Consider the following 20,623-nt stretch of genomic DNA (forward strand, 5'->3'; position numbering starts at 1 on the left):
TAACGTCTCGTCGGTCCGACGACGCAGGCCCGCAGAATGTGAGGCGGCGGAGTGTGAGCCGAATCACGGCCTCACATTCCGGTGCGGTACTTCGTCGGAGTGGCGAGGGAAGAACCAGGGGAGGGGTCACGACATGAGCACCACGTCCGAGCCGGGGCAGGACCGGTTCGAGCCGGGGCTGAGCGCGATCGTCGGTGAGCGGCGACAGTTGATCAACCTCGCCTACCGGCTGCTCGGTTCGCTGGCCGAGGCCGAGGACGCGGTGCAGGAGACCTACACCCGCTGGTACACGATGCCCCGGCACCAGCAGGAGGCCGTCGAGTCGCCCGGCGCCTGGCTGACCACGGTGGCCACCCGCATCTGCCTGGACCTGCTCGGCTCGGCAAGAGCCCGGCGCGAGCGCTACGTCGGCGAATGGATACCCGAGCCGCTGCCCGACCGCACGGAGTGGATCGGCGGCCCGACGGGCGCCGGCACCGCCGAACCGGCCGACCCCGCCGACCGGATCACCCTGGACGAGTCGGTCGGCATGGCCTTCCTGGTCGTACTGGAGTCGATGACGCCGGCCGAACGCGTCGCGTTCATCCTGCACGACGTCTTCCGGTACCCCTTCGCCGAGATCGCCGAGATCGTCGGCCGGTCACCGGCGGCCTGCCGGCAGCTGGCCTCCTCGGCCCGTCGGCGGGTCCGCGCAGCGCAGGCACCGACCGCGCCGGCGGCCCGGCAGGCCGATGTGGTGCGGCACTTCAAGGAGGCCTGGGAGGCCAAGGACATCAAGGCCCTCGTCGACCTCCTCGACCCCGACGCCACGATGATTGCCGACGGCGGCGGACTGGTCGGCACCGTCCTCCGCCCGGTCGAGGGCAGCGACCGGATCGCCCAGTACCTGATCGCCATCGCCGACAAGGCCCCCGGGCTGACCCTCCTGGAACGGACGGTCAACGGGTGCCCCGGCCTGGTCGCCCAGCAGGCGGGCGCCACCGCCACCGTGGCGGCATTCGGCCTCGCCGGAGGCCGCATCACCCGCATCTGGGCCGTCCGCAACCCCGAGAAACTCCGCCCCTGGACCGAGAACGGGCAGAGCTGACCGGTCGTCGCCGGTGCCGATGCGTTTCAGGGATGCATACGCGCACCCTTGAGGACCTTGTCCACCGCGTTCCTCGGCCCGTGGACGGCCATTCCCACCAGATCGAGGTGGTCGGTGCCCACGGCGCGTACGGCTGCCCGGTTGTCCCGGTCGTTGCCGGTGGCGAACAGGTCCGAGGTGAACACGGCGCTGCGGAGGGAGCGGGACAGCGCGCGCCGGTGCGCGGCGGTCAGGACTTCCTTCGTCCCCTCGAAGACCAGTACGGGCTGGCGGAACATCGGCAGGTACACGGTGTCGTCGGCGTCCGCGTACGGCTCGCCGATCACCTCGGGCGATGCCGTGCCGAGCCCGCTGACCAGGAAGGCGGTCACGTTCAGCCGCTGCCAGGGCTCGAGGTCGTCGCGCAGCAGGACGGCGATCTTCGTGTCGAAGCGGACAGGTGCGTCGGCCGTCGGAGTGGCCCCGGCGGCGGTGCGGGTGTCGGTCTGATCCGTTCTCATGCCATGAGACTGCAGGCCGATCGTGGGCTCCGTCTTGTACGTTCTTTGCATGGCGTCGCAGCAGCAGGTCTCTGCCTGGCGCCCGGCCGTCCCGGGCGTCGTGGAGGTCCTCCACGCCCACTTCACCGAGCACGCGTACCCCATGCACGTCCACGACGCCTGGACGGTGCTGATCGTCGACGACGGCGCCGTCCGCTACGACCTGGACCGCCACGAGCGCGGCACCCCGAACGGCACCGTCAGCCTGCTCCCGCCGCACGTCCCGCACAACGGCTCGCCCGCCACCGCCCACGGCTTCCGCAAGCGGGTGCTCTACCTCGACACGACGCAGCTGGACACGGACTTCATCGGCCCCGCGGTCGACGGCCCGGACCTCACCGACCCCGTCCTGCGCAGGCGGGTCGGCCGGCTGCACACCGCCCTCGCCCGTCCGGGGGACGAACTCGAGGCGGAGAGCCGGCTGGCCCTCATCGGCGAGCGCCTGCGCGAGCACCTGCGCCCCCGGCTGACCGTCCCCGCGAGCCCGCCGGGCCGGGGCATCGCCCACGACCTGCGCGACCTCCTGGACGCGCGCCTGCTCGAAGCCACCACGCTGGACCGGGCCGCCCGCCTGCTGCACGCCCACCCCGCGCACCTGGTGCGCGCGTTCAGCGCCGCCTTCGGCATTGCACCCCATCAGTACGTGATGTCCCGGCGCGTCGACCTCGCCCGCCGACTGCTGCTCGGCGGCCGGCCACCAGGCGAGGTCGCGACCGCCGCCGGCTTCTACGACCAGTCCCATCTCACCCGGCACTTCAAGCGCGTCCTGGGCACCACCCCGGGCCGGTACGCCCGAGCCGGGCGCAGGCCGAGCACGGAGGGGCGTGCGCTCTGCGGCCCCGGCTCGTTGGACCCGGCGTGACGGGTGCTGCGGGCGACGGGCCGGTGCTGTGGGCGCTGGTGGTGCGGGAGACGGCTGACGGCATGGTGGCGGAGATCGTCGTCGAGGTCGACGAGGGCCACTACGGCGCGTTGGCGACGGATGCCTGGGAGAGCGGCTTCGTGGCGGTCGGCGAGGCGCCGGTGACCACCGGGTCGGTGCGGGTCCGCGGCGACCGGTTCGTGGGGCTGCTGCTGGTCGGCGGCCGCGAGGGGTGGGAGCCGAAACCCGTGATGGAGGCGCCGGCGACGTGGCTGTCGGCCGCGGCCGAGGCCGGTGGCGTCCTGGTGACCGTGGTGCGTCCCGGCACCTGGCCGCCCGGCCTCGCCGGCCTCCCGCCCGACCGCCGCGCCGAGGCCTTCGAGGACCGCCTGGAGGAGGCCCGGGCCACCGGGACGGTGCTGCAGGGCATCGTGGATCTCGACCTGCAGTGAGCCGGGCGTTGTGCCGCATCGGCCGGAGCACTGCAGGGACGGGCTCAACCCAGCGTGAGCCACCGGATGCCCAGGCGGTCGACCTCGGCCTCTTCCTCCCCGGTGAGGGGATCGCGTCCCGTCGCCTTGCGCAGGAAGCGAAGCCGGCCCCAGTCCAGCTCCTCCAGCGCTGCTCCACCGTCCGGGCCGAGCAGTAGATCCTGCAGCACGTCCGCGGCCTGCGGAGTCAGCCACGGCTTGCGTCCCAGGGCGTCGGCCAGATCCAGACCGTGTACGGCGACCTCGACCACCCGCGTCACCAGGAACTCCGACAGCAGCATCGGATCGCCGTGCCGGGTACGGACGACACGCCCGTCCGCCTCGGCACGGCACAGGCGGTCCGCCTCCCGCCAGGTGGCGTCGAAACCCTCGACCAGGCCGGCTCCGCCGGCCTGCCGTGCCGCACGGTCCCGGGCCAGCGCGATCCGAGCCGCGTTGGTGTCCGGGGCGAAACGGCCGTCGGCCCGGTAGTACTCCGATGCCGACACCTCGGCGCAGGCCGGTGCCGGCGCGGCCAGCATGCCGGGCAGCCAGGCAATCACCACCTGGACGTGCCCCAGCAGCTCGGCCACCGTCCACGGTGCGCACCGTGTCGGCAGCCGCCACTCGGCCTGCGACACCCCGGTCATCTCCTGCACAAGTCGCCCGGCCTCGACACCGAACGCCTCGACCACCCGCCCCTGATCCATGCCGGTCAAGCTACCCGACCGGAACCAATACAGCGGCAGGGTGCTGTCCCCGGTCTGCCGTTCTGCCGTCAGCGTGCCGGGGTCGTGGGTGTCTGTTCGACGAGGGTGGCGGTGGCGCGGTCGAGGAACTCGCAGAAGCGGCGGTGTTCGTCGGTGCTGAAGCGGTCGGTCAGGGCGCGTTCGAGCACGATGACCTCCTGATAGGCACGGTCGAGCAGGTCCCGTCCTGCGTCGGTGAGGGTGGCGATCATGACCTTGGCGTGGGCGGGGGAGGCTGTGCGGTCGATGAGGTCCTTGGTCTGCATGCCGTTCAGGACGGTCGCCATGCTCTGCTGGGAGACGCCGCAGGCGCGGGCGAGTTGGGCGCCGGACCGGCCGTCGTCCCGGGAGAGGGCGAGCAGCACCGTGTACTGGGTCATGGTCAGCCCGTAGGTGCGCAGCACTGCTTCGTGGTGGGCCATCAGTGCCTGCTCGGCGCGGCGGATGCGGGTGCAGAGGTGTTCCTCGACGGGCGCCTCGGCCATCTCTCTCAACTTCCTTACTTGACTCAACTATCTGAGACTCATTAGCGTTGCCAGTGTCAGGTTACTGAGTCGACACAGAAGGTTGTGAAACTCGATGAAGGCTGTTGTCTTAAGCGCAGACGACCGGTTCCGTCTGACCGAGACCGCAGAACCGGTCCCCGGGCCGGGCGAAGTGGCGGTACGGGTCGCCTGTGCGGGGGTCCAGTGGGGTGATGTGCTGGCGCGCCGGGGGCACTTCCCGATCCCGCGGCCGTTCGTGCCCGGCTTCGAGGCCGCAGGCCACATCGTCGCGGTCGGCGACGGAGTGGACGAGGGCCGCCTCGGGGAACAGGTCCTCGCGCTGATCGGCGGAGGCGGCTACGCACAGGTCGCACTCGCACCCGCCGCACTGGCCGTTCCCGCGGAGAGCGTCGACGTGCGCACCGCGGCGGGGTTCGGCTGGACCGCCCCGACCGCCTACGACCTGATCAACACCGTCGCGGGGATCGGGCCCGGGGACAGTGTTCTGATCCACGCGGCATCCGGCGCAGTCGGCACCCTGGCTGCACAGTTCGCCGCCGCGGCGGGCGCAGGGCGCATCGTCGGCGTGGCCGGCAACGCCGACCGGGCCGACTACGCCCGCCGCTTCGGCTACCACCGGGTGCTGACCCGGGCGGAGTTCCCGGACGCCCTTGCCGGGGAGGCCTTCGACGCGATCCTCGACCCCGTCGGCGGTGCGACCCGCATCGCGAACCTGGCACACCTGGCGCCGCACGGCCGGCTCGCCGTCTACGGCAACCTCGCCACCTTCGAGCCCGTCGACGTCCCGGTGAACGACCTGCTGATGAACGGGCAGTCGCTGATCACCTACAACAGCCACCTGCTGAGCCGCACCGACCCCGTCCGGCTGGCCGCCGGCGCCGCCCGCGCCCTGGCGCTGGTGGCCGACGGCTCGGTACGCATCGACATCACCGCCGAGTACGAACTCGCGGACGTGGAGACGGCGATCGACCATCTGGCGAGCGGTGCCACCCGCGGGAAGAGCGTCGTCCGGATCCCGTAGCACCGGCCGCGGATGCCGGCCATGCCCGGGCTGTCGGTACGCATCAACACCGGCCGCAACAGACCGGCAGACAGTGCAGGCCGTCGGCTTCGACGGAGACCACGGGCTCGGCACCGGATCGGGGCACCGGACAGATCACTCCCGCACGCGTCGCAGGCCGTGCGGGCGGTGATCGCAGCCGTCGCCCCGTCCTACCGGGGCCGGCGCCGGACCGAGCCGGGCGCACTCATCGGTAACCGCCCGAGCACCTCGACGAGTTCACGGACAGCCCGGGGTGGGTGTCCGCGAAGGCATCGATCTGCCGGATCGCGGCGACGAGGTCGTCACCGAGCCGCAGGTGCTCGCGGTAGGGGACGGCCAGCCGGACCAGGTCGACCAACCGGTCCTCCGACCAGGCGTGCCCGGCAGCCTTCCGGAGCCGGACCAGGTCGTCGTGCTCGGCAAGGGCGCGCCGGCGATCGTCGGAGAGGAGCAGCTGCCACCGGCACCGGTCGGCCGCCGCGGCGGGTACCGGGCCGAGGGCTCGGCGGAGTTCGGCGATACGGGCGGCCGCCGCGGCCCGGAGGCCGGCCGCGAGCAGATCGGCCTGCCGGAGAACCGGCTTCGAGTCGATGATCGGCGGGTTCATCGGGTCACCGTACTGGCACCGTCGCGAATCCGCGGCGATCGCCACGGAGGCCGGCCTCGGTGTGTCGCCGGGACGGCCGAACGGGACTGCCGCCGTCCCCGGCCGGTGACCCCGGCACGTACCGCCGCCCGGCCCGAGGCGTGTCGTGATGCTCCGTTCGGGTGCTCCGCCCGCGCGGCGCGTCCTGAGGGGAGTGCCGCTCCGAGCTAGCGTCTGATGATCAGACACCCCGTATCGGGAGAGAGGCCGGGAATGCGCACCTTCCGCTCACGGTGGCTGAACGCGGCTGCGGGGCTCTGCGTCGCCGCGTCGGTCCTGGCCGGCTGCGGGAGCAGCGGGCAGGGCGGGCCGGTGACGTTGAACTGGTACAACTTCCCCGACGACTCGGGCGCTCTCCAGCAGGCGGCGGACCGCTGCGGTCAGCAGTCGGGCGGTCGGTACACCATCAAGTACAACAAGCTGCCGCGTGGCGCCGACGGTCAGCGCCAGCAGCTGGTGCGCCGGATGGCCGCGCACGACACGGGCGTGGACATCCTCGGCCTGGACGTCACCTGGCCGGCCGAGTTCGCGGAGGCGGGGTGGATCCGGGAGTGGACCGGTGCGATGAAGGAGCAGGCCACCGCGGACACCCTTGAGGCGGCCGTGCAGACCGCGACCTGGAAGGGCCGCCTGTTCGCGGTGCCGTACAACTCCAACACGCAGCTGCTGTGGTACCGGGACGATCTGGTGCCGAACCCGCCGAAGACCTGGGCGGAGATGCTGGCCCAGGCGGACGCGCTGGCGAAGCAGGGCAAGCCGCACTACGTGGAGATCCAGGGCGCGCAGTACGAGGGCCTGACGGTGTGGTTCAACACCCTGATCACCAGCGCCGGCGGCTCGATCCTCACCCCGGACGCGCAGGCGCCCTCGCTCGGTCCTCCCGCGGTCGTCGCCGCCGGGGTGATGCACGACACCGCCACGTCGGCGGCCGCCGACCCCTCACTGCCCAACCAGATGGAGGACCAGAACCGGCTGGCGATGGAGTCCGGAACGGCGGCCTTCGAGCTCAACTACCCCTTCGTCTACCCGTCGATGAAGGCCAACCAGCCCGAGCTGTTCGAGCACTTCCGCTGGGCGCCGTACCCGGCCGTGCTGCCCGACCGGCCGGCCAGTGTGACGATCGGCGGGATCGACCTGGCCGTCGGCGCGTACGGCCGGCACCCGGATCTCGCGTACGAGGCCACCCTGTGCCTGCGGGACCGCGAGAACCAGCTCACCAACGCGCTGAAGGGCGGCCTGCCACCGTCGCTGCGCAGCCTGTACCAGGCAGCCGAGCTCACCCAGAGCTACCCGTTCGCGGCGGACGTGCTGGCAGCACTGGAGACTGCGAGTGTGCGGCCGCAGACACCGGCCTACCAGAACGTGTCGATCGCCATCTCGCACACCCTGTCGCCGCCCGCCGACATCCATCCGGAGAGCACCGTCGCCGATCTCCGCGGGCAGATCGAGGATGCCCTCGGTTCCAAGGGGCTGATCCCGTGACACCTGCCACCGTATCCGGCGACCGGGCCGGCAAGAGGACCGCGGAGTCCGAGGGCGCCCGTCAGGAGCGCCGGCTGGGCCTGCTGCTGTGCGCGCCCGCCGCGATCGTGATGCTGGCGGTCACCGCCTACCCGATCGTGTACGCGGTCTACCTGTCACTGCAGCGCTACGACCTCCGGTTCCCGAGCCAGGCCCACTGGGTGGGCCTGTCCAACTACGGCGCGGTGCTGAGCTCCCCGTTCTGGTGGCAGGCGCTGTGGGTCACCGTGCTGATCACCGTGGTCTCGGTGGCGATCGAGCTGGTGCTCGGCATGGTGCTCGCGCTGGTCATGCACCGGGCGGTGTTCGGGCGCGGCACCGTCCGCACCGCGGTGCTGGTCCCCTACGGCATCGTGACCGTGGTCGCCGCGTACTCGTGGCAGTACGCCTGGACACCCGGCATCGGGTACCTCGCGGCGCTGCTGCCGGAGGGCAGTGCCCCGCTCACCGACCACTGGCAGGCGATCGGCCTGATCATCCTCGCCGAGGTGTGGAAGACCACGCCGTTCATGGCCCTGCTGCTGCTGGCCGGCCTGGCTCTCGTCCCCGACGAGACCGTCCGGGCGGCGATGGTGGACGGCGCGACCTTCGGACAGCGCCTGCGACTGGTGATCATTCCGCTGATGAAGCCGGCAATCCTGGTCGCCCTGCTCTTCCGCACCCTGGACGCCTTCCGCATCTTCGACAACATCTACGTCCTGACCGGCGGCTCCAACGACACCGGCTCCGTCTCGATCCTCGGCTACGACAACCTCTTCACCGCCCTCAACCTCGGCATCGGGTCGGCGATCTCGGTGCTGATCTTCCTCTGCGTGGCGATCATCGCCTTCGTCTTCATCAAGATCTTCGGCGCCGCGGCGCCGGGTGGCGAACCGGAGCGCCGATGAACAACCGCACCCGCACTCTGACCGGTTGGGGCGTCGCCAACCTGATCGTCGTCCTCTACGCGCTCTTCCCGGTCTGGTGGATCGTCGCGCTGTCCTTCAAGGACCCGAGCACCCTCACCGACGGCGACTTCATCCCCCGCGAGTGGACCTGGGAGAACTACCAGGGGATCTTCGAGACCTCGGAGTTCACCCGCGCCCTGGTCAACTCGATCGGCATCTCGGTGATCGCCACCACCGTCGCCGTCGTCCTCGGCACCATGGCGGCCTACGCGGTGGCCCGGCTGCGCTTTCCCGGCAAGCGGCTGCTGATCGGGGTCTCCCTGCTGATCGCGATGTTCCCGCCGATCTCGCTGGTGTCACCGCTGTTCAACATCGAGCGCGCGCTCGGGATCTTCGACACCTGGCTGGGGCTGATCATCCCGTACATGACGTTCTCGCTGCCGCTGGCGATCTACACCCTGTCGGCGTTCTTCCGCGAGATCCCCTGGGACCTGGAGAAGGCGGCCAAGGTGGACGGCGCAACACCGTGGCAGGCCTTCCGCCTGGTCATCGCCCCGCTGGCCGCGCCAGGGGTGTTCACCACCGGCATCCTCGTCTTCATCTTCTGCTGGAACGACTTCCTGTTCGCCATCTCGCTGACCTCCACCACCCGGGCCAGGACGGTCCCGGCGGCGATCGCCTTCTTCACCGGCAGCTCCCAGTTCCAGCAGCCGACCGGATCCATCGCGGCCGCCGCGGTGGTCATCACCATTCCGATCGTGATCTTCGTTCTGCTGTTCCAGCGCCGCATCGTCGCCGGCCTGACCGCCGGCGCAGTCAAGGGATGAGACCGCCCACCGGGCGGACCAGGAAGGCGAACCGTGGCCGAGATCGTCCTCGACGGCATCACCAAGCGCTACCCCGACGGCGCACTCGCCGTCCGAGACTTCAACCTCACCATCGCCGACGGAGAGTTCGTGATCCTCGTCGGCCCGTCCGGCTGCGGCAAGTCCACCACCCTCAACATGATCGCCGGGCTGGAGGACATCACCGAGGGCACACTGAGCATCGGCGGGCAGATCGTCAACGACCGCGCCCCCAAGGACCGCGACATCGCCATGGTCTTCCAGAGCTACGCCCTCTACCCGCACATGACCGTCCGCGACAACATGGGCTTCGCCCTGCGCCTGGCCAAGGTCGACAAGGCCGCCATCGCCGCCAAGGTCGAGGAGGCCGCCCGCATCCTCGACCTGACCCAGCACCTCGACCGCAGACCCGCCAACCTCTCCGGCGGACAGCGCCAGCGCGTCGCGATGGGCCGCGCCATCGTCCGGGACCCGAAGGTGTTCCTCATGGACGAGCCGCTGTCGAACCTCGACGCCAAGCTCCGGGTCCAGATGCGCACCCAGATCGCCGCCCTCCAACGGCGCCTGGGCACCACCACCGTCTACGTCACGCACGACCAGGTCGAGGCCATGACCCTCGGCGACCGGGTGGTCGTCATGCGCGCCGGCGTCGTGCAGCAGGTCGGCTCACCCCAGCACCTGTACGACGCACCGGTGAACCTGTTCGTGGCGGGCTTCATCGGCTCGCCCGGCATGAACTTCCTCGGCGCAACGCTCGAACAGAGCACGCTGCGCACCTCGCTGGGCGACATCCCGCTGGACGACCGGATCCGACGCGCCCTGGAGCGTGCGGACGCGCCGCGCGACCTCATCGTGGGCATCCGTCCCGAGGCGTTCGAGGACGCCTCGCTGATCGACGAGCACGCGGGCGGCATCACCTGCACCGTCACCGTGGAGGTCCGGGAGTCCGTGGGATCCGACGTGTACGTGCACTTCGCGGAGGAGGGCGGGCCCGCCCGTACCGAGGAGCTCGCCGAACTCGCCGCCGACTCGGGACGGGCGGACACGGGCATGCAGGAGCAGCGGGTGGTCGCCAGGCTGAACACCGCCACCCGGGCCGCCGAGGGCAGCCCGCTGGAGCTGTGGATCGACACCGCCAGCATTCACGTCTTCGACCCCGCGACCGGCGCCAACCTGACCCGCCCCGAGCAGGCCGCGAACTGACGCCGACCGGCGCCGAACCATTCCCCGGACCGGCGCCGAGCCGCCGGCCGCTCTTCGGTCCGGACGGCGCGGCGGCGACGGCACCGGCGCGCGGCTCAGCGGCCGGGGGAGCCGGCGGGCACTTCCAGGCCGCGGGCGGTGACGAGGTGGGCGGTGCCGTCGGCGAGGCGGTAGGACAGGCCGACCACGGCGGTGGTGCCGGCGTCGACGGCGTCGGCGAGGGTGCGCGAGCGCTCCAGCAACAGGTCGACGGTGTGCCGTATGTGGGTGTCGATGAAGTCGGCATCGTCGGTGTGGCCGGCGGCCCGGGCGGCCAGGACGCTCGGCGTGACGCGCTCGATCACGTCGCGCACGTAGCCATTGACGGTGGTGCCGTCCTGGACGGCGGCCCGCGTGGCGGCCACCGCCCCGCAGGAGTCGTGGCCGAGGACCACGACCAGCGGGCTGCCCAGCACGCTCACGCCGTACTCGATGCTGCCGAGCACCTCCGGGCCCATGACGTGGCCGGCGGTGCGGACCACGAACAGGTCGCCCAGGCCCCGGTCGAAGATGATCTCCGCTGCGAGGCGGGAGTCGGAGCAGCCGAACAGGACCGCGAAGGGGCTCTGGGCCGGGGCGGTGGCGGCACGGCGCGCGGCGTCCTGGTTCGGGTGCTCGGGGGTACCCGTGGTGAAACGCCGGTTGCCGGCCAGCAGTGTCTCCAGGGCAACGTGGACAGTCATTCGATCACCGGTCATGGCGGCAGCCTACGTGCTGCGCCCCGGTCAGGTGCCGCCCATCCCTCCCCGGCCGGCGACCATGGTCAGGTTCAACCCGCTCACCGCCCCGGCCAGGCCCGGGGTCCGGTCGGCGAGGCGGTCGGTGAGTGCGGTGATCCGCCCGGCGTGGGCCTTCCGGTCGTGGCGTGAGAGCACCAGCCGCAGATGGCCGTGGGCGGCCAGTGCCGCGAGGACCGCGTCGGCGAACGGCGCCTCGGCGACGGGGGAGCTGCCGCGGACGAGCTCGGCCACCCGCGCCTGGAGGTCCAGGGCCTCGCGCGGGTCGTCCATCGCCACCGTCCGGTGCGGCGCGACGGGGCCGTAGGGGTTGCGGTCCGCCATGGCCATGACGCCGAGCGTCGCGAGCTGCTCCTCGACGGCCTCCAGGGTGTCGTCGCGGCTGCGCCTGATCCACGACTTCCAGGTGCGGGGACGGTCGCCGAGTTCGGCGAGCAGCGTGTCCAGGACGCGGTCCCCGGTGGGGTCGGCGGAGACGACCTGGACCCGGCCCGCCCTGTTCTCGGCTGCGGAACCCCGGTGGGCGAGCTCGGCCAGGGCGGCGGCGCGCAGCAGGTAGCCGGCGCGGGTGCGGTCCTGCAGGGTCTGGGCGCGGGTGTCGAAGGCCAGCAGGTAGGCGGCCAGATGCAGTCCTCGGCTCATGGCGCCGACGATACGGCGCGCCCGCCCGCGCGCCATCGAACCGCAGGACGGGCCGCCCTCCGCCCGCAGGAGTATCCGTCCGGCCGGCCATCGTCCCCCGGTCCCACAGAGGCCGGCCGGGGGACGTGGACGGGAGCCGGAACACGGTCCACCCCCGTCAGCGCCACGCCCGCCCCGGGGCTCGTGCACGACGGTGTCCGGCCGGCCCACCGGGGCCGGCCGGACACCGCGGCTCAGCTGCTCAGCGCAGGTCGAACCGGTCGAGGTTCATCACCTTGTTCCACGCCGCCACGAAGTCGCGCACGAACTTCTCGTCCGCGTCCGCGGAGGCGTAGACCTCGGCGACGGCGCGCAGCTGGGAGTGCGAGCCGAAGACGAGGTCGACGGCGGTGGCCGTCCACTTCAGCTCGCCCGTCGCACGGTCCCGCCCCTCGAAGACGTTCGCGTCCGACTCCGACGCCTTCCACTCCGTGCCCATGCCGAGCACGTTGACGAAGAAGTCCGTGGTCAGCGTCTCCGGACGCTGCGTGAGGACGCCGTGCGGGGAACCCCGGAAGCCCGCGTTCAGCGCCCGCATGCCGCCGACCAGGACGGTCATCTCGGGCGCGGTCAGCGTCAGCAGGCTGGCCCGGTCGAGCAGCAGGGTCTCCGGCGACAGTTTCTCGTCGTCCCGCAGGTAGTTGCGGAACCCGTCCGCCCGGGGTTCGAGCACGGCGAACGGCTCCACGTCGGTCTGCTCCTGCGAGGCGTCCGTGCGCCCCGGCGCGAACGGGACCGTGACGGCGTGCCCGGCGTTCCGCGCGGCCCGCTCGACCGCGGCGCAGCCGCCCAGGACGATCAGGTCGGCGAGCGAGATCCTCTTGCCGCCGGTCTGGGCGCCGTTGAAGTCCCGCTGGATCTCCTCCAGCCGCCTTACCGTCTCGACCACCTCGGGCAGGTCGTTGCTCTCCCAGTCCTTCTGCGGCGCCAGCCGGATCCGCGCCCCGTTGGCCCCGCCGCGCTTGTCGGTGCCGCGGAAGCTCGCCGCCGCCGCCCACGCCGTGGTGACCAGCTGCGGAATGCCCATGCCGGAGTCGACGATCCGGTCCTTGAGGGCGGCGATGTCCTCGTCCGCGACCAGTTCGTGGTCGACTTCGGGGACCGGGTCCTGCCACAGCTGCGGTTCGGGAACCCACGGCCCGAGGTAACGGGACACCGGGCCCATGTCGCGGTGCAGCAGCTTGTACCAGGCCTTGGCGAACGCCTCGGCGAGCTGGTCGGGGTTCTCGTGGAAGCGCCTGCAGATCGGCGCGTAGACCGGGTCCTCCCGCAGCGCGAGGTCGGTCGTCAGCATCATGGGGGCGTGCCGCTTCGACGGGTCGTGCGCGTCCGGCACGGTGCCCTGCGCCGCCGGGTCGGTGGGCTTCCACTGGTGGGCCCCGGCGGGGCTGGTCGTCAGCTCCCAGTCGTACCGGAACAGGTTGTCCAGGTAGCCGTTGTCCCACGTCGTCGGCTCGTTGGTCCACGCGCCCTCGAGCCCGCTGGTGAGCGTGTCGGCGCCCTTGCCGCTGCCGTACGTGTTGTGCCAGCCCAGGCCCTGCTGCTCGAGGGGAGCGGCCTCGGGTTCCGGGCCGAGGTACGACGGGTCGACGGCGCCGTGGCACTTGCCGAAGGTGTGGCCGCCGACGATGAGTGCGACGGTCTCCTCGTCGTTCATGGCCATGCGCCCGAAGGTCTCCCGGATGTCGCGGGCGGCGGCCAGCGGGTCCGGGTTGCTGTTGGGGCCCTCCGGATTGACGTAGATCAGCCCCATCTGCACGGCGCCGAACGGATTGGCGAGTTCGCGGTCGCCGCTGTAGCGCTCGTCGCCGAGCCAGGTGTCCTCGGAGCCCCAGAAGATCTCCTCGGGCTCCCAGATGTCCTCGCGCCCGAAGCCGAAGCCGAACGTCCTGAATCCCATGGATTCCATGGCGCAGTTGCCGGCGAACACGAGAAGGTCGGCCCAGGAGATCTTCCGGCCGTACTTCTGCTTGACCGGCCACAGGAGCCGCCGCGCCTTGTCCAGGCTGGCGTTGTCCGGCCAGCTGTTGAGCGGCGCGAAGCGCTGGGCGCCGCTGCCGCCGCCGCCCCGGCCGTCCGCGATGCGGTACGTGCCGGCGGCGTGCCAGCTCATCCGGATGAACAGCGGTCCGTAGTGGCCGTAGTCGGCGGGCCACCAGTCCTGCGATTCCGTCATCAGCTCGATGACGTCCCGCTTCAGCGCGTCCACGTCCAGGGTGGCGAACTCCGCCGCGTAGTCGAAGTCCTCGCCCATCGGATCGGAACCGGGTGAGCTCTGGCGCAGCACCTGGAGGTCCAGCTGGGCGGGCCACCAGTCCCGGTTCGTCCTGGGGCGGGTCGACGTGGGGGTGGGGGAGGGAATTGCTGGGTTCTCGCTCTCGCTGCCGGACACGTCCGCCCCTTCTTCCTCGATCGGTCTATTTGTACCCTTTCACCCATATCGTCCCGCACCGTGGACCGTACGGCGGGAAGAACACGCAGAACGCCGGCTCCCGCCTGTGCGGGAGAATCGTCACGGGTGGTGGATCGCGTGACGTGTGATCCCCGGAGGTTCCCGGTTCAGGCCTTCCGGGTCACTTGGGAAGCTGGGCCTTGATGGCCTGGTCCGCGGCGGCGACTGCCGGCGCCACCGGATCGCCCTTGACCGCCGAGTAGATCAGCGCGTTGAACGGTCCCCAGACGGCGCCCATCTGAGGGAGCGACGGCAGCGGCACGCCGGCCTGCGCGGCCTGCTCGAAAGCCGCGAGGTCGGGGTCGGTGGCACGCGCGTGGGCGAGGGCCTCCTTCAGGGCCGGCATCCTGGGTTCGGTCTTGTACAGGGCGTCGGCGAGCTCGACGGAGCCGAGCGTCGAGAGGACGAACTTGTGGGCGAGCGCCTTGTGCGCACCCTTGCTGGCGACGAAGAACGACTGGACGCCGACGAACGACCGGGCCGGGTCCTCGCCCGCGAATCCGGGCACGGGGGAGACGGCGTACTTGGTCCCTGCGGCCCGCACGTCCGCCAGGCGCCACGGGCCGGACACCAGGAAGGGGGTCTTCCCCGAGGTGAAGGCGGCCGCCGTGTTCTCGGAGGTGTAGGAGCGGCGCAGGACCCCCTTCCCCTTCTCTCCCAGCGCCGCGATCTTCTCGATCGCGGCGACCGACGCGGGGCTCCCGACGCCGAGGTCGGACGGATTGGCGTTGCCCCGCCCGTCGTCGCCGAACAGGTAGCCGCCGCCGGAGCTGAACAGCGGGTACATGTGGTACGTGTCACCGGACTTCCCGTCCGACTGGCTGACGGTGTACCCGAGCGCCTGGGACACCTTGCCGGCCTTCCGGAGCGCCTCCCCGGTCGCCACCAGCTCGTCGAAGGTCCCGGGGGTGCCGGGAGCGAGTTCGGTGTTGCGGAACAGCACCAGGCTCTCCACCGCGTACGGAATGCCGTAGAACTGGCCGTTGTACATCACCGCCCTGCGGGCGACGTCCACGTAGTCCTCCATCTTGTTGTCGAGCACCAGGATGGGGTCTATGAAGCCGTTCAGTACGAGGTTGCCGATCCAGTCGTGGGCGCCGATCATGACGTCCGGGCCCGTGCCCGCCCGGGAGGCCCTGATGAACGTCTCCTGCTGGTTCTCCGTTACGGCGACGATCTCCGCCTTGGCGCCGTGCTTGGCGGCGAAGGCGTCCGCGAACGGCCTGAGCGCCTCGGCGCGCTTCTCGTCGGCCCAGATCACCAGCGTCCCGTTCGGGGCGTCCTCGGACGCCGAACCGAAGGACGAGCCCGAGCCGCAGGCGGTCAGGCCGAGGGACAGGCAGATCGTGGCGGCGAGGAGTGCGAGATGTCTGCGCACGCGTTTGCTCCAGGTTCGTGGGGGTGGGTGGCCGGCGGGAGCAGCCGGGTGCGCAGAAGCTAGCAACGCCACCCCGGGAGGGCAACGCCTTTCAGAAAGTTTCGTGAACGCTTTCAAAGCATTTGCAGCGCGGGCGTCCCCGACAGGGCGTCGCGAGGGGCGACGGAACTACGGGATTTCCCAGACGGGTCGGCACCTGGCAGTGTGGTCCTCCTTCGACCTTGGGGGTCCCATGCGTGTTCGCGCCGTCGCACTGGCCGTCGTCTCCGCCGCTGCGCTGCTCACGGCCTGTAGCGGTAGCCAGTCGCCCTCTGCCGACAATGCCGGGCAGAGCACGGCGAAGTGGTACGCATCGGGTGGGAAGGACAGGATCACCACCCTGGTGACCAGCACGGGCCACGTCCTCGACGGCATCGAGACGATGAACTCGGGCGGCTACACGCAGGTCGGCCTCACCCGCCTGAACACCTGGTGCGGTGCGCTGGTCGGTGATGTCCAGAAGGCGGAGGCCTACGCCCCCGTGCCGGACGAGAAGATCCAGTACTCGTGGGCGGCCGCCGTCGGCCAGCTGGGTCAGGGCGCAGCGGCGTGCAAGGACGCGACGTCCACCAGCGGAAACGTTCCCGCTGCGGTCACGGCGAGTGCCGCGACGCTGAAGTCGGGGCTCACCAACCTCAAGACCGTTCTGGAGACCGTCGACACCTCCGCGGCGAGCCCCGCACGCTGACGCACCGTCGGCGCCGCCCCGCCACCGGCCGGATGCATCATCAGATCGACGGGGATCACCGGCATTCGGTGGTACGCGGCCGAAGTGCTTCGTGATACTTTCTGTGCCGCCGTGCGCCACTGCGAACCCGAGGAGGTGAGACCGATCAACGCTGTCACAGGTCGGGCCTCCCTCCCTCGCATGGCCTGGGGAGTGCCCGCACAAGGCATCCCGAAAGGCTTGGAACGCCATGCGCTTCACCTCCGAATCGTCGTCCCGCGGTGTCCGCGAACAGCTCTTCGACCTGGGTGACGTACCCGGTGTGCTGTGGACCCCGGAAGACGCCACCGGCACCCGCCCCCTGATCGTGATGGGGCACGGCGGCGGTCGGCACAAGAAGGACCCCGACATCGAGGCCCGTGCGCGCCGCTTCGCCGCCGAGTGCGGCTTCGCCGTGGTCGCGGTCGACGTGCCCGGCCACGGCGACCGGCCGGTGGACGAGGAGTTCGACCGGATCGCGACCGAGAACCGGGCCCGCGTCGAGGCCGGCGAGGACCTGGCCCTGCTGATTGCCGAGTTCCAGGCCCTCGTGGCAGGCCGGACCGTCCCGGAGTGGCAGTCGGTCCTGGACGCGGTCCAGCAGCTCGAACACGTGGGCGCCGGCCCGGTCGGATACTGGGGGATCTCGCTGGGCTGCGGGCTCGGCGTCCCGTTCGTCGCCGCCGAACCCCGCATCCGTGCCGCCGTGCTGGGCCTGGGCGGGGCGACGGCCTCGGCCGAGGACGCCGCGAGGATCACCGTCCCGGTGGAGTTCCTCCTGCAGTGGGACGACGAGCGCGTGCCGCGTGCCGCCGGCCTGGCCCTGTTCGACGCCATCGCCTCCACCGAGAAGACCCTGCACGCCAACCCCGGCAAGCACGCCGAGGTCCCGGCCTTCGAACTCGACGGCAACATCCGGTTCTTCACCCGCCACCTCGGCTGACAACCCCCGGTCCGCACACCGCCGCGCTCCGATCGGCATCCCTGCCGGTCGGAGCGCCGCCCGGGCCGTCATGACGACAACTCACACCGTCATCGGGGGACTCGTGAGCACCGGACGAGACGCCGCAGCGCCCGTCACGCTGATCACCGGCGGAGCCACCGGAATCGGCGCCGCGACCACCCGGCGCCTGCTGGCCGCCGGGCACCGGGTCGCCGTGAACGGCCGCGACCGGGCCCGCCTCGCCCGCTTCGCCGCCGAACTCGGCGCCGGCGACGCCGTTCTGCCCGTCGCTGCGGACATCACCGACTACGAGGCCGTCTCGGTCGCGGTCAAGGCGACGGCCGAGCACTTCGGCCGGCTCGACCACGTCATCGCCAACGCCGGCTTCTCCACCCACGACAACCTGGCCGACGGCGACCCGGACAAGTGGCGCGAGATGCTGCTGGTCAACGTCCTCGGCCCGGCACTGCTCGTCAAGGCCGCGCTGCCCGCACTCAAGGAGAGCGGCGGCCGGATCGTCCTGATCGGCAGCACCGCGGGCATCAAGAACACCCCAGGCAACACGTACTCGATCTCCAGGACCGCGCTGACGGCGCTCGCCGAGAACACCAGGGTGCTGGTCACCGGGGCCGGCGTCACCCCGGTCGCTCCCGGCCGCGTGGACACCCCCTTCTGGAGCACCCACCCCGACCACACCGTCGCACCCGGCCCGGTCCTCACCGTGGAGCACATCGCCGATGCCGTCGTCGGGGCCCTCGGCCGGCCGAAGGGCGTGGACGTCAACACCGTGGTCGTCCGCCCCACCGGCCAACTCCACTGACGTCCCGGCCGCGTGCACCCCTTTTCAAGGAATTCGAGGAGCGGGATCCCGTCCGACGGCATGTTCCGCCTGTCGGTCAGTACCCGTTCTCTTGGGGAGCAGGAAATCGATGCCCTCATAACCCCAGGTCAGAAGGCTTGTCAGTGCTCACCCGTAGTGTGGGAACAACGTCGGAGGGGGCGCCGGAAAAGGCGTCGAAAAGAGCGTTGGAAAAGGGGTAGAGCCATGTCCGCGAAGAGGATCAAGCACAAGGTCAACCACGTCTCGCTCGTGGTCGACAAGTCCGGCTCGATGCGTCAGCACGAGGCACAGCTCGTCCGGGTGGTGGACGAGTTCGTGAAGGGCCTCCAGGAGGAGTCCGACCGGCTCGGCCACGAGACGCGCATCAGCCTCTACGCCTTCGACCACGAGGTGCAGAACCTCGTCTGGGACATGGACGTCAAGCACCTGCCGTCCCTGCGGGGCCTCTACGAGGTCAACAACGGTGCGACGGCACTGATCGAGGCGGCCGTGAAGTCCGTCGACGACCTGAAGAACATCTGGGAGGGGTACGGGGAGCACTCCTTCCTCCAGGTCGTCGTCACCGACGGCGAGGAGAACGCCTCCGGCTGCTCGGAGTCCGGCCAGATGCACACCCGCATGGCCGCCGGCCGGGGTGCCGCCGTCCTGAAGAGTTGGATAGGCCGCATCCAGAGCGCCATGGACGAGCTCCCCGACCACTGGACCTCGGCGATCCTGGTCCCGAACTCCCTGGCCAAGCGCACCGCTCAGGAGTACGGCTTCCCGGCGGGCAACATCGCGATCTGGGACGCGGACTCCAGCAAGGGCGTCGAGGAGGCCATCAGCACCGTCAAGTCGGCTGCCACGAGCTTCCTGCGGGGCCGCGAGCAGGGCGTGCGCGGCACCAGGAACCTGTTCGCCATGGGCCAGGACCTGAGCACGGCCGACGTGAAGGCCAATCTCGATGCCCTGGACACCGGCAAGTACATCCTGGTCCCGGTCGACGAGCAGACACCGATCCGCGACTTCGTCACCAGCGCCGGGCACCCGTACAAGACCGGCTGCGCCTTCTACGAGCTGTCCAAGCGCGAGAAGATCCAGGGCAGCAAGCAGCTCGCCGTGGCGGAGAAGGACCCGGCCACCGGCCGGATGACGGGCAGGGTGTTCTCGGGCCCGGCGGCCCGCCGGCTCCTCGGCCTGCCGGCGTCGGAGGTCTCGGTGAAGCCGGGCGAGAACCCGTCGTACACCGTGTTCGTCCAGTCGACCTCCGTCAACCGGAAGCTGGTGCCGGGCACCAAGCTGCTCGTCATGCTGTGAGTGAGAACCGCGATCCGGTCACGGACCCGGCGGGGCGCTGTCGGCTCCCGGGAGCCTTCTACCGGAGACCCGGACGTCCGCCGCCTGCGGGCCGCGCCGGCCGGGCGGCCCGCGGGATGTCAGCGGAGCGCCGGCGCGAGCAGGGCGGCTGTGCGGGCGATCAGGGGTTCGTCGGCGGTGGCGTCCGGGTCCGTCCCGGTGGACAGGACGGACAGCACCAAGGGGGTGCCGTCGGCGGTCCAGGCGATGCCCACGTCGTTGGTGGTTCCGTAGTTCCCGGTGCCGGTCTTGTCCGCGAGGGCCCAGTGCCCGGGCAGGCCGGCGCGCAGGCGGGCAGCGCCGGTGGTGTTGGCGAGCAGCCACTCGGTCAGCTGTCGCCGGTCCCTCGGGGCGAGTGCCGTGCCGAGGGCGAGGTGCGCGAGTGTCCGCGCGATGGCGACCGGAGTGGTCGTGTCGGTCGGACGCCCCGGTTCGGCGGAGTTCAGCGCGGGCTCCCAGCGGTCCAGGCGGGTCACCCTGTCACCGAGTGACCTGCAGAAGCGGGTGATCGCCGAGGGGCCGCCCAACTCGCGCATCAGGAGGTTGTCGGCGGCGTTGTCGCTGTGGTCGAGCGCCGCGGCGCACAGTTCGGCGATCGTCATGCCGGCCGCCAGGTGCTCGGGAGTGCCCGTGACCGGCGCGTAGCCCGCATCGGCGACGTCCTTGCCGGTGTAGCGGATGCGCCGGGCGAGGAACTCCCCGTCCCGGTCGAGGTCCCGCAGCACGGCGGCGACCGTCACGATCTTGTGCACGGAACAGATCGGGAACAGCTCGTGCGCACGGTGCAGGACCTGCGCGCCCGTGACCGTGTTCCGCGCGAAAACGCCCAGCCGGGCACCGTGCTCACGCTCGAGGTCGGCCAGCGCCCGGGTGACGTCGTCCCCGCGCCGGGGCGTCCTGCTCGCCGCACGGGCCGGCCCACCCATCGACGTCACGGCGGCCAGAACCGTCCCGGCGCCCATGCCCAGGACCGCCCGGCGACTCGCGTGTCCATCGGTCGTCGTCACGTCCGCATCCCCTCTGCCCGAAGTCCGTCATGGGAGGGGACACCTCTGAGCCCCGCTCAGTTCGTCCTACCTGATTCGGCTGTGGCTCCGCGCGAGCCGCGGCCGTGC

General features: G+C 71.2%; 21 protein-coding genes. 12 read left to right on the forward strand and 9 right to left on the reverse strand.

The window, feature by feature from the left end:
* Nucleotides 1-133: 133 nt before the first annotated feature.
* Nucleotides 134-1,087 carry an RNA polymerase sigma factor SigJ gene (gene sigJ / locus ACQ614_RS34810; protein ID WP_431683104.1) on the forward strand — a complete coding sequence of 318 codons (954 nt, stop codon included), beginning with the start codon at nucleotides 134-136 and terminating at the stop codon, nucleotides 1,085-1,087.
* A 26-nt stretch (nucleotides 1,088-1,113) separates the two neighbouring features.
* On the opposite strand, the gene ACQ614_RS34815 is transcribed toward sigJ, so the two are convergent.
* Nucleotides 1,114-1,587 carry a DUF2000 family protein gene (locus ACQ614_RS34815; protein ID WP_431683105.1) on the reverse strand — a complete coding sequence of 158 codons (474 nt, stop codon included), beginning with the start codon at nucleotides 1,585-1,587 and terminating at the stop codon, nucleotides 1,114-1,116.
* A gap of 49 nt (nucleotides 1,588-1,636) precedes the next feature.
* On the opposite strand from ACQ614_RS34815, the gene ACQ614_RS34820 reads away from it, so the two are divergent.
* Nucleotides 1,637-2,488: an AraC family transcriptional regulator gene (locus ACQ614_RS34820; RefSeq protein ID WP_431683106.1), complete on the forward strand. Its 852-nt coding sequence runs from the start codon at nucleotides 1,637-1,639 to the stop codon at nucleotides 2,486-2,488.
* The gene (locus tag ACQ614_RS34825; protein ID WP_431683107.1) at nucleotides 2,485-2,940 is read left to right on the forward strand and encodes a hypothetical protein; all 456 of its coding nucleotides are present in this window, start codon (nucleotides 2,485-2,487) and stop codon (nucleotides 2,938-2,940) included. Before ACQ614_RS34820 ends, ACQ614_RS34825 begins: the two co-directional genes overlap by 4 nt.
* 44 nt (nucleotides 2,941-2,984) lie before the next feature.
* Here ACQ614_RS34825 and ACQ614_RS34830 read toward each other — a convergent pair whose 3' ends face one another.
* Together ACQ614_RS34830 and ACQ614_RS34835 are read right to left on the reverse strand one after the other, a co-directional pair.
* Nucleotides 2,985-3,668 (reverse strand): maleylpyruvate isomerase N-terminal domain-containing protein, encoded by a 684-nt coding sequence (locus tag ACQ614_RS34830; protein WP_431683108.1) that lies wholly within the window; start codon nucleotides 3,666-3,668, stop codon nucleotides 2,985-2,987.
* A gap of 68 nt (nucleotides 3,669-3,736) precedes the next feature.
* Nucleotides 3,737-4,192 (reverse strand): MarR family winged helix-turn-helix transcriptional regulator, encoded by a 456-nt coding sequence (locus ACQ614_RS34835; RefSeq protein WP_431683109.1) that lies wholly within the window; start codon nucleotides 4,190-4,192, stop codon nucleotides 3,737-3,739.
* 94 nt (nucleotides 4,193-4,286) lie between these two features.
* On the opposite strand from ACQ614_RS34835, the gene ACQ614_RS34840 reads away from it, so the two are divergent.
* Nucleotides 4,287-5,234, forward strand: coding sequence for a quinone oxidoreductase family protein (locus tag ACQ614_RS34840; RefSeq protein ID WP_431683110.1), 948 nt, complete (start codon nucleotides 4,287-4,289; stop codon nucleotides 5,232-5,234).
* 226 nt (nucleotides 5,235-5,460) lie between these two features.
* Here ACQ614_RS34840 and ACQ614_RS34845 read toward each other — a convergent pair whose 3' ends face one another.
* Nucleotides 5,461-5,862, reverse strand: a complete 402-nt coding sequence (locus tag ACQ614_RS34845; RefSeq protein WP_431683111.1) for a hypothetical protein — start codon at nucleotides 5,860-5,862, stop codon at nucleotides 5,461-5,463.
* Nucleotides 5,863-6,114: 252 nt separating this feature from the next.
* Here ACQ614_RS34845 and ACQ614_RS34850 point away from each other — a divergent pair, with 252 nt between their 5' ends.
* From ACQ614_RS34850 to ACQ614_RS34865, 4 genes are read left to right on the forward strand one after another with little or no spacing between them, the layout of a single operon-like run.
* Nucleotides 6,115-7,383, forward strand: a complete 1,269-nt coding sequence (locus ACQ614_RS34850; protein WP_431683112.1) for an ABC transporter substrate-binding protein — start codon at nucleotides 6,115-6,117, stop codon at nucleotides 7,381-7,383.
* On the forward strand, nucleotides 7,380-8,309 hold the full coding sequence (locus tag ACQ614_RS34855) for a carbohydrate ABC transporter permease (protein ID WP_431683113.1): 930 nt from the start codon (nucleotides 7,380-7,382) through the stop codon (nucleotides 8,307-8,309). The genes ACQ614_RS34850 and ACQ614_RS34855 overlap by 4 nt, the downstream gene beginning before the upstream one ends.
* On the forward strand, nucleotides 8,306-9,136 hold the full coding sequence (locus ACQ614_RS34860; RefSeq protein WP_431683114.1) for a carbohydrate ABC transporter permease: 831 nt from the start codon (nucleotides 8,306-8,308) through the stop codon (nucleotides 9,134-9,136). Before ACQ614_RS34855 ends, ACQ614_RS34860 begins: the two co-directional genes overlap by 4 nt.
* A 33-nt stretch (nucleotides 9,137-9,169) precedes the next feature.
* Nucleotides 9,170-10,357, forward strand: a complete 1,188-nt coding sequence (locus tag ACQ614_RS34865; protein WP_431683115.1) for an ABC transporter ATP-binding protein — start codon at nucleotides 9,170-9,172, stop codon at nucleotides 10,355-10,357.
* Nucleotides 10,358-10,452: 95 nt separating this feature from the next.
* Here ACQ614_RS34865 and ACQ614_RS34870 read toward each other — a convergent pair whose 3' ends face one another.
* The 4 genes from ACQ614_RS34870 to ACQ614_RS34885 all read right to left on the reverse strand — a co-directional run bounded on the left by ACQ614_RS34870 (nucleotide 10,453) and on the right by ACQ614_RS34885 (nucleotide 15,644).
* On the reverse strand, nucleotides 10,453-11,079 hold the full coding sequence (locus ACQ614_RS34870) for a carbonic anhydrase (protein ID WP_431683116.1): 627 nt from the start codon (nucleotides 11,077-11,079) through the stop codon (nucleotides 10,453-10,455).
* 42 nt (nucleotides 11,080-11,121) lie between these two features.
* A complete protein-coding gene (locus ACQ614_RS34875; RefSeq protein ID WP_431683117.1) occupies nucleotides 11,122-11,775 on the reverse strand; it encodes a GPP34 family phosphoprotein in 654 nt (217 codons plus the stop codon).
* 241 nt (nucleotides 11,776-12,016) lie between these two features.
* Nucleotides 12,017-14,206: a catalase/peroxidase HPI gene (gene katG, locus ACQ614_RS34880; protein WP_431683118.1), complete on the reverse strand. Its 2,190-nt coding sequence runs from the start codon at nucleotides 14,204-14,206 to the stop codon at nucleotides 12,017-12,019.
* 181 nt (nucleotides 14,207-14,387) lie between these two features.
* The gene (locus ACQ614_RS34885; protein WP_431683119.1) at nucleotides 14,388-15,644 is read right to left on the reverse strand and encodes a sugar ABC transporter substrate-binding protein; all 1,257 of its coding nucleotides are present in this window, start codon (nucleotides 15,642-15,644) and stop codon (nucleotides 14,388-14,390) included.
* A gap of 382 nt (nucleotides 15,645-16,026) precedes the next feature.
* Between ACQ614_RS34885 and ACQ614_RS34890 the strand changes: the two genes are divergently transcribed.
* The 4 genes from ACQ614_RS34890 (at nucleotide 16,027) to ACQ614_RS34905 (ending at nucleotide 19,469) form a co-directional block, all read left to right on the forward strand.
* Nucleotides 16,027-16,371, forward strand: coding sequence for a hypothetical protein (locus tag ACQ614_RS34890; RefSeq protein ID WP_431683120.1), 345 nt, complete (start codon nucleotides 16,027-16,029; stop codon nucleotides 16,369-16,371).
* A gap of 229 nt (nucleotides 16,372-16,600) precedes the next feature.
* Nucleotides 16,601-17,332 (forward strand): dienelactone hydrolase family protein, encoded by a 732-nt coding sequence (locus ACQ614_RS34895; protein ID WP_431683121.1) that lies wholly within the window; start codon nucleotides 16,601-16,603, stop codon nucleotides 17,330-17,332.
* Nucleotides 17,333-17,402: 70 nt separating this feature from the next.
* A complete protein-coding gene (locus ACQ614_RS34900) occupies nucleotides 17,403-18,152 on the forward strand; it encodes an SDR family oxidoreductase (RefSeq protein WP_431683122.1) in 750 nt (249 codons plus the stop codon).
* Between the two features lie 225 nt (nucleotides 18,153-18,377).
* Nucleotides 18,378-19,469, forward strand: a complete 1,092-nt coding sequence (locus ACQ614_RS34905; protein ID WP_431683123.1) for a VWA domain-containing protein — start codon at nucleotides 18,378-18,380, stop codon at nucleotides 19,467-19,469.
* Nucleotides 19,470-19,588: 119 nt separating this feature from the next.
* Here the strand turns inward: ACQ614_RS34905 and bla are convergent, their stop codons facing one another.
* Nucleotides 19,589-20,515, reverse strand: a complete 927-nt coding sequence (bla, locus tag ACQ614_RS34910) for a class A beta-lactamase (RefSeq protein WP_431683124.1) — start codon at nucleotides 20,513-20,515, stop codon at nucleotides 19,589-19,591.
* Between the last annotated feature and the right edge of the window lie 108 nt (nucleotides 20,516-20,623).

Source organism: Kitasatospora dryopteridis (assembly GCF_050749075.1).
GTDB lineage: Bacteria > Actinomycetota > Actinomycetes > Streptomycetales > Streptomycetaceae > Kitasatospora.